This is a genomic window from Curvibacter sp. PAE-UM (assembly GCF_001432305.1).
GTDB lineage: Bacteria > Pseudomonadota > Gammaproteobacteria > Burkholderiales > Burkholderiaceae_C > Hylemonella.
In genome coordinates this window covers 2,781,426-2,787,699 of record NZ_KQ483358.1, presented here as the reverse complement: position 1 = coordinate 2,787,699, position 6,274 = coordinate 2,781,426, and the positions used below count along the sequence as shown (strand labels likewise).

The following is a 6,274-nucleotide window of genomic DNA, read 5'->3' as shown; positions in this document are numbered from 1 at the left end:
GCCCCGCGCCCCGCCGCTACGCGCTGGAGGCGGGCGGACCCTACCATTTCTACTTCAAGCAGCTGGTGCGCAAGCTGGTGGGCGGGGGCGGACGCGGCAACCTGTTCAAGTCTGATCCCGCGATGGACGACGCGCTGATCACGCCCGAGTACGTGACGCAGCGGCTCGTGCTGGCGGGCACCGTCAATTCGGTGGTGGACCAGATCCTGGCTTTCCGCGAGAAGGTGGGCGACTTCGGCAACCTGCTCTACGCCTGCCACGACTGGATGGACCCGGCCCTGGGCAAACGCTCGATGGAGCTCTTTGCCACCGAGGTGATGCCGCGGGTCAATGCCGCGCTGCGGCGCTGACCCCCTCCGATTTCTGAACCGATCCAAGGACGATCCATGTTTTACACCTGTGCCGCCAGTTGCAGCGATCCCGCCCACGGCCACACCGAAGGCTTTTCATTGGCGGGGGGCAGCCGCGCTGTGAAGGCCGGCCCGGCGCCGAAGGCCCGGACCGCGCCGGCCAAAGCCGCGGTCAAGACGGGGGCGAAGCCCAAGGCCGCCACGACCCATGTGGTGAAGAACCGTCGTGGCCAGTCCAAGGTGGTGGACATCCATTGCCATTACCTCAATCCCGAGGTGAACAAGAAAACGGCCCATCTCAATGCCGCGCAGTACGATCCCACGGTCATCTTCGCCAACGATCTGACCAATCAGACCAATGCGCTGCAGATGAAGACCCGCGCGCCCAAGCTGATGGGTGTGGAGGAGCGGCTGCAGGACATGGACCGCATGGGGGTGGACATCCAGGCCGTGTGCCCCGCGCCCTATCACTACTTCTACTTCACCGAACCCCAGCTGGGCGCGGAGTTGGCGCGCGACGTGAACCACGGCATCGCCGAGCTGGTGGCCGGGCATCCCGACCGCTTTGTCGGCCTGGGTTCGGTGCCGCTGCAGAATGCCGAACTCGCCGTCCGCGAGCTGGAGTACTGCGTCAAGACCCTGGGCCTGCGCGGGGTGGAGATCTGCACCAACGTCAACGGCATGAACCTGACCGATCCGCGCCTGGGGCTGGAGAAGTTCTTTGCCAAGGCGAATGAGCTGGGCACCGTGATCTTCATGCACCCCCTGGGCTACACCCAGGGCGAGCGGCTGCGCAACCACTATTTCAACAACGTGATCGGCAACCCGCTGGAGACCACGGTGGCCGTCAGCCACCTGATTTTCGACGGCGTGGTGGCGCGCCATCCCAGGATCAAGTTCATTGCGGCGCACGGCGGCGGCTTCCTGGCCCATTACTGGGCCCGCATGGACCACGCCTGGAAGGCCCGGCCCGACACGCGCACGGTGATCAAGCGCAAGCCCTCCAGCTACCTGGAGAAGTTCTATTTCGACACCATCACCTTCGACCCGCGCATGTTGAAGAACCTGATCGACCGTTACGGCGCCGACCACGTCCTGCTGGGCACCGACTATCCCTACGACATGGGCGAGGAAGATCCGCTGGGCCTGATTGCCAGCGTCAAGGGGCTGCCGGCCAGCGAGCGCCGCATGATCGAAGGCCTCAATGCCATGAAGCTGCTGAAGATCAAGGCCTGAGCGGTGGCCCATGACGCGCCAGGCCGGTCCAGGGATCACAGGGTTAACACCCTCGATGCTTTCAACGGTGTGCACGCAGAATTAAAAGTCGATGTCCAGTTCGGCGATTAATTGAATTTCCAACAACCCAAGGAGATGACATGAAGTCGGTGTTGCTATCGAGTCTGAAAAGAAACAGTGCCCTGCTGCTGGCCTTGGGCCTGAGCTGCCTGTCGCCCATCGTGGCGGCGCAAGGTTTTCCCAACAAGCCGGTCAAGCTGGTGGTGACCTATCCGCCGGGCGGCAGCTCCGACCTGATGGCCCGCATCATGGGCCAGAAGCTCAGCGAGCACTGGGGGCAGCCCGTCATCATCGAAAGCAAGCCGGGCGCGGCCGGCTCCATCGGCATGGAATTCACGGCCCGCCAGCCGGCCGACGGCTACACCTTCGTGGTGGGCAACCTGGGCCCGGCGGCAGTGAACCCGCTGATCAGCAAGGTGCCCTACAGCATGGAGAAGGATTTCATTCCGGTCGCGCTCACGGCGACCGGCCCCAACATCCTGGCTGTGCCGGCTTCCTCTCCCTACAAGACCCTGGAAGACCTGCTCAAGGCAGCGCGGGCCCAGCCCGGCGCCATCAATTTCGGCACCAGCGGCCCCGGCAGCATGTCGCACCTGGGCGGCGAGCTCATCATGCGCCAGGCCGGCGTCAAGATGGTGGGCGTGCCCTACAAGGGCGGCGGCCTGGCCGTGACCGACCTGATCGCCGGCCAGATCCAGATGATGGTGTCGGACGCCTTGCCGGTCATCCAGCACATCCGCACCGGTCGCCTGCGCGCGCTGGCCATCACCAGCGAAAAGCGCTCGCCCATGAGCCCCGAGATCCCCACCTTCGCCGAAGCCGGCCTGCCGGGCTTGGTGGCCGTCAACTGGTGGGGCGTTTTCGTGCCAGCCGGCACGCCCAAGGCCGTCGTCGACAGCTACCAGCAGGCCCTGGTCAAGATCATGGCCAACCCCGACTTGAAAGAGCGGTTCGCCGGTCTGGGCGTCGAGGCCCATGCCAGCACCCAGGACGAGTTCAAGGCCTTCCTCGCTGCAGAGACGACCAAGTACGCCAAGCTGGTGGCCGACAACAACATCAAGGCTGACTAGCCTGCAACGCGACAAGGGGCACATCATGCGCATAGGCATCGCAGGAACCGGCAAGATGGGCAGCGCGATCGCCTCGCGCCTGCACACCCTGGGTCAACCGGTCACCGTCTGGAACCGCTCGAAGGCGCGCGCGCAGGCGCTGCTCGACAGCGGCATCGCCTGGGCGGCCACGCCCGCCGAACTGGCCACCCAGTGTGATGTGGTGCTCAGCCTGCTCACCAACGAGCAGGCCCTGGACGATGTGTACCTCTCGGCCCAGGGCTTGTGGTCCGGGCCGGTCAAGGACAAGCTCTTCATCGAGATGAGTACGGTCAAGCCCGCCAAGCAGCAGGAGCAGGCCGCGCGCGCGCGCGCCGTGCAGGCCGCCTATATCGAATGCCCGGTCAGCGGCAGCGTCGGTCCGGCCAAGGACGGCAAGCTGCTGGGTTTTGTCGGCGGCGAAGCGGCCGACCTGGCGCGAGCCCGTCCGGTGCTGGAGTTGCTCTGCCGCCGCATCGAGCACGTCGGTCCCCATGGTTCGGGCGCCACCATGAAGCTGGCGATCAACCTGCCGCTGATGGTCTACTGGCAGACCCTGGGCGAGGCGCTGTCCCTGATCGAGCCCCTGGGGCTGGATCCGCAACGGGTGATCGAAGTGTTCTCCGAGTCCTCGGGCGGGCCCAATATGCTCAAGGTGCGCGGCCCCATGATCGCGCAGGCGCTGGCCGGCCAGAAAAACGACGCGATCACCGTGGACGTGGCCACCATGCGCAAGGACGTGCGCGCCATGCTGGCCCAGGCCCAGTCGCTCGGGCGCAAGCTGCCGCTGACCGAAGCCACGCTCAAGAGCTTTGACCAGGCGGCACACAGCGGGCTGGATGCCGCCGACTGCTCCAAGCTGCCGGTCTGGTGGCTCAGTACAGGTGGCAAACTCTAGCGTCTTCCCCGGTACCCACGTGTCCTGCGCGGCGCGTGGGCTCCGTCTGCCGGCGCCTGCCGGTTCCCAACGATTCCAACCATCCGAGCTCCTGCCATGTCCGAACTCACCCTAGACACCGCCCTCACCATCGCCCAGGCTGCCGCCAAGGCGGCACGCACCGCCGGCTACCAGCCCATGGGCATCGTCGTGCTGGACCGGGCGGGTGATCTGGTGACCTTTCTGCGTGAAGACGGCGCGAGCATGTTCCGCTTCGACATTGCCAAAGGCAAGGCCTGGGGGGCCGTGGGTATGGGCGTTTCCAGCCGTGTGCTCGCCAATCGCGCCAAGGACAATCCCAACTTCTTTGTCACGCTGGCGGCCACCGCCCAGGGGCGGTTCCTGCCGCAGCCGGGTGCAGTGCTGATCAAGAACGCGCAGGGCCAGATCCTTGGCGCAGCTGGCGCCAGCGGTGGCACCGGGGACGAAGACGAAAAGATCTGCATCGCAGGCATCGAGGCCGCAGGCCTGGTCGCTGGCTGATCGGCGAGGGGACCCGGGCGCACGGCCCGGGGGTGTTGTGCCAAGGTCTGGATGGCGCGTTTGCGCTGCAGACCTCATCGCACATGTATGAGGTGACGGACCTCGACCCCGGCACTGGCTCCACAGTTAGGGCTGCTTGGTTCCCCACCTGACCCGGTTGGCCGCTTCACCATGCGGGAAGGCCCGTCGCTTTGTATTGTAAGGGCTGGGGCTGGAACTTAAAGGCCGCCGGTCCGGAATATTCGGCGCGGTCCACACCTTAGAATCGAGCGCATGTCCTATCTCGTGCTCGCCCGCAAATACCGGCCGAAGAGCTTCACCGAAATGGTGGGGCAGGAGCACGTGGTGCGGGCACTGGGCAATGCGCTGCAGACCGGGCGCCTGCACCATGCCTATCTGTTCACCGGCACGCGCGGCGTGGGCAAGACCACGGTCTCGCGCATCCTGGCCAAGTCGCTCAACTGCGTGGGCCCGGACGGCTCAGGCGGCATCACCGACCAGCCCTGCGGTGTCTGCCAGGCCTGCACCGACATCGACTCGGGTCGTTTTGTCGACTACACAGAACTCGACGCCGCCTCCAACCGCGGTGTGGACGAAGTCCAGGCCCTGCTGGAGCAGGCAGTCTACAAGCCGGTGCAGGGCCGCTTCAAGGTCTTCATGATCGACGAAGTCCACATGCTCTCGAACACGGCCTTCAACGCCATGCTCAAGACGCTGGAGGAACCGCCCGAGTACCTCAAGTTCGTGCTGGCCACGACGGACCCGCAGAAGGTGCCGGTCACCGTGCTGTCGCGCTGCCTGCAGTTCAACCTGCGGCCCATGGCGCCCGAGACGGTGCTGGAACACCTGGTCAAGGTGCTCGCGGCCGAGAACGTGCCGGCCGAGCCGGCGGCGCTGCGCCTGATCGCACGGGCCGCACGCGGCTCCATGCGCGACGCCTTGTCGCTGACCGACCAGGCCATCGCTTTCGGCTCGGGCCAGCTGCAGGTCGAGACGGTGCGCCAGATGCTGGGCAGCGTGGACCGCTCGCATGTGTTCCAGCTCATCGATGCGCTGGCCCAGGGCGACGGCAAGACGGTGGTGGAAACCTCCGAGACCTTGCGCGTCAACGGCCAGAGTGCGGCCTCCACGCTGGAAGAGATGAGTGTGGTGCTGCAGCGCATGGCCGTGCTGCAGGCAGTGCCCGACAGCGCCGACGAATCCGATCCTGAAGGCGCCGAGACGGCGCGCCTGGCCGCGCTGCTGCCGGCCGACGAGACGCAGCTGCTCTACAGCCTGTGCCTGCACGGGCGCGGCGAGCTGGGGCTGGCGCCCGATGAGTACGCCGCGCTCACCATGGTGCTCTTGCGCCTGCTCGCCTTCAAGCCCGGCGTTGCCGGGTCGGCTGAAAAAAAAACACTGAAATCGCCTGAAACACGGGCGGCGGCGTCCGTGCCGGTGGCGCGGCCTGCTGCGCCGGTCGCAGCGGCCCCCGTTTCGGCGCCCACGCCGCCGGTGGCGGCGCGCCCGATCACGGCGACAGCCCCGCCGTCCAGCGCTGCGCCGGTCCATCCGTCCCATGGGCAGGTGCTGTCCGTGGTCGATGCCGCCCATCCCACGCCACCCGCCACCCCGGTGGCGGGTGCGCCCGCCGCCGCCAAGGTGATGGCGGTGCCGGTGCGTGTGGCCCCCGAGTCGCGTGCCGACGCGCCTGGACCCAGTGCCGGCTCGCCGCTGGTGCCGACCGAGGAGGGCGCCTACTGGCACCTGACGGTGCAGCAGCTGGTGGCCAGCGAGGCCGTGACCGCTCTGGTGCGCGAACTGGCCCTGCAGTCGCAACTGGTGGCGCGCGACAGCGACCAGTGGCTGCTGCGCGTGGAACGCGAGTCGCTCAACTCCACCTCCAGCCGCGAGCGTCTGCAAGCGGCCCTGCAGGCCGCTGGCCACAATGTGACCCTGGCCGTGGAGATCGGCCGCGTGGGTGACAGCCCGGCCAAGCGCAATGCCGCCATTGCAGAAGAGAAGCAGCAGGCCGCAGAGAAACTGATTTACGAAGACCCCTTCGTGCAGACCATGATGCGTGACTTCGGCGCGAAAATCGTGCCGGGCAGCATCAAACCCATCGACATCAACGCTTAAGG

At 66.5% G+C, this 6,274-nt stretch carries 5 protein-coding genes, 1 other RNA gene and 1 pseudogene; 6 read left to right on the top strand and 1 reads right to left on the bottom strand.

The window, feature by feature from the left end; translation table 11 throughout:
• The 5 genes and pseudogenes from AO057_RS18110 to AO057_RS13435 form a co-directional block, all read left to right on the top strand.
• Nucleotides 1–350: pseudogene (locus AO057_RS18110) on the top strand (LLM class flavin-dependent oxidoreductase); the annotation flags it as partial.
• Nucleotides 351–386: 36 nt separating this feature from the next.
• Nucleotides 387–1,586 (top strand): amidohydrolase family protein, encoded by a 1,200-nt coding sequence (locus AO057_RS13450; protein WP_057676433.1) that lies wholly within the window; start codon nt 387–389, stop codon nt 1,584–1,586.
• Nucleotides 1,587–1,726: 140 nt separating this feature from the next.
• Nucleotides 1,727–2,716, top strand: coding sequence for a Bug family tripartite tricarboxylate transporter substrate binding protein (locus AO057_RS13445; protein WP_057676432.1), 990 nt, complete (start codon nt 1,727–1,729; stop codon nt 2,714–2,716).
• A 25-nt stretch (nt 2,717–2,741) separates the two neighbouring features.
• Nucleotides 2,742–3,632 carry an NAD(P)-dependent oxidoreductase gene (locus tag AO057_RS13440; protein ID WP_057676431.1) on the top strand — a complete coding sequence of 297 codons (891 nt, stop codon included), beginning with the start codon at nt 2,742–2,744 and terminating at the stop codon, nt 3,630–3,632.
• Between the two features lie 96 nt (nt 3,633–3,728).
• Nucleotides 3,729–4,154, top strand: a complete 426-nt coding sequence (locus AO057_RS13435; protein WP_057676430.1) for a GlcG/HbpS family heme-binding protein — start codon at nt 3,729–3,731, stop codon at nt 4,152–4,154.
• Nucleotides 4,155–4,245: 91 nt separating this feature from the next.
• On the opposite strand, the gene ffs is transcribed toward AO057_RS13435, so the two are convergent.
• Nucleotides 4,246–4,342, bottom strand: an RNA gene (ffs, locus tag AO057_RS17560) — signal recognition particle sRNA small type.
• A gap of 85 nt (nt 4,343–4,427) precedes the next feature.
• On the opposite strand from ffs, the gene dnaX reads away from it, so the two are divergent.
• Complete coding sequence (gene dnaX, locus AO057_RS13430) at nt 4,428–6,272, top strand: DNA polymerase III subunit gamma/tau (protein WP_057676429.1); 1,845 nt, start codon at nt 4,428–4,430, stop codon at nt 6,270–6,272.
• Nucleotides 6,273–6,274: the final 2 nt, after the last annotated feature.

Bases quoted from the DNA above. Each gene is read 5' to 3' on its own strand.
- AO057_RS13435 (WP_057676430.1), top strand. From the start codon at position 3,729: ATGTCCGAACTCACCCTAGACACCGCCCTCACCATCGCCCAGGCTGCC.
- AO057_RS13445 (WP_057676432.1), top strand. From the start codon at position 1,727: ATGAAGTCGGTGTTGCTATCGAGTCTGAAAAGAAACAGTGCCCTGCTG.
- AO057_RS13440 (WP_057676431.1), top strand. From the start codon at position 2,742: ATGCGCATAGGCATCGCAGGAACCGGCAAGATGGGCAGCGCGATCGCC.
- AO057_RS13450 (WP_057676433.1), top strand. From the start codon at position 387: ATGTTTTACACCTGTGCCGCCAGTTGCAGCGATCCCGCCCACGGCCAC.
- dnaX (WP_057676429.1), top strand. From the start codon at position 4,428: ATGTCCTATCTCGTGCTCGCCCGCAAATACCGGCCGAAGAGCTTCACC.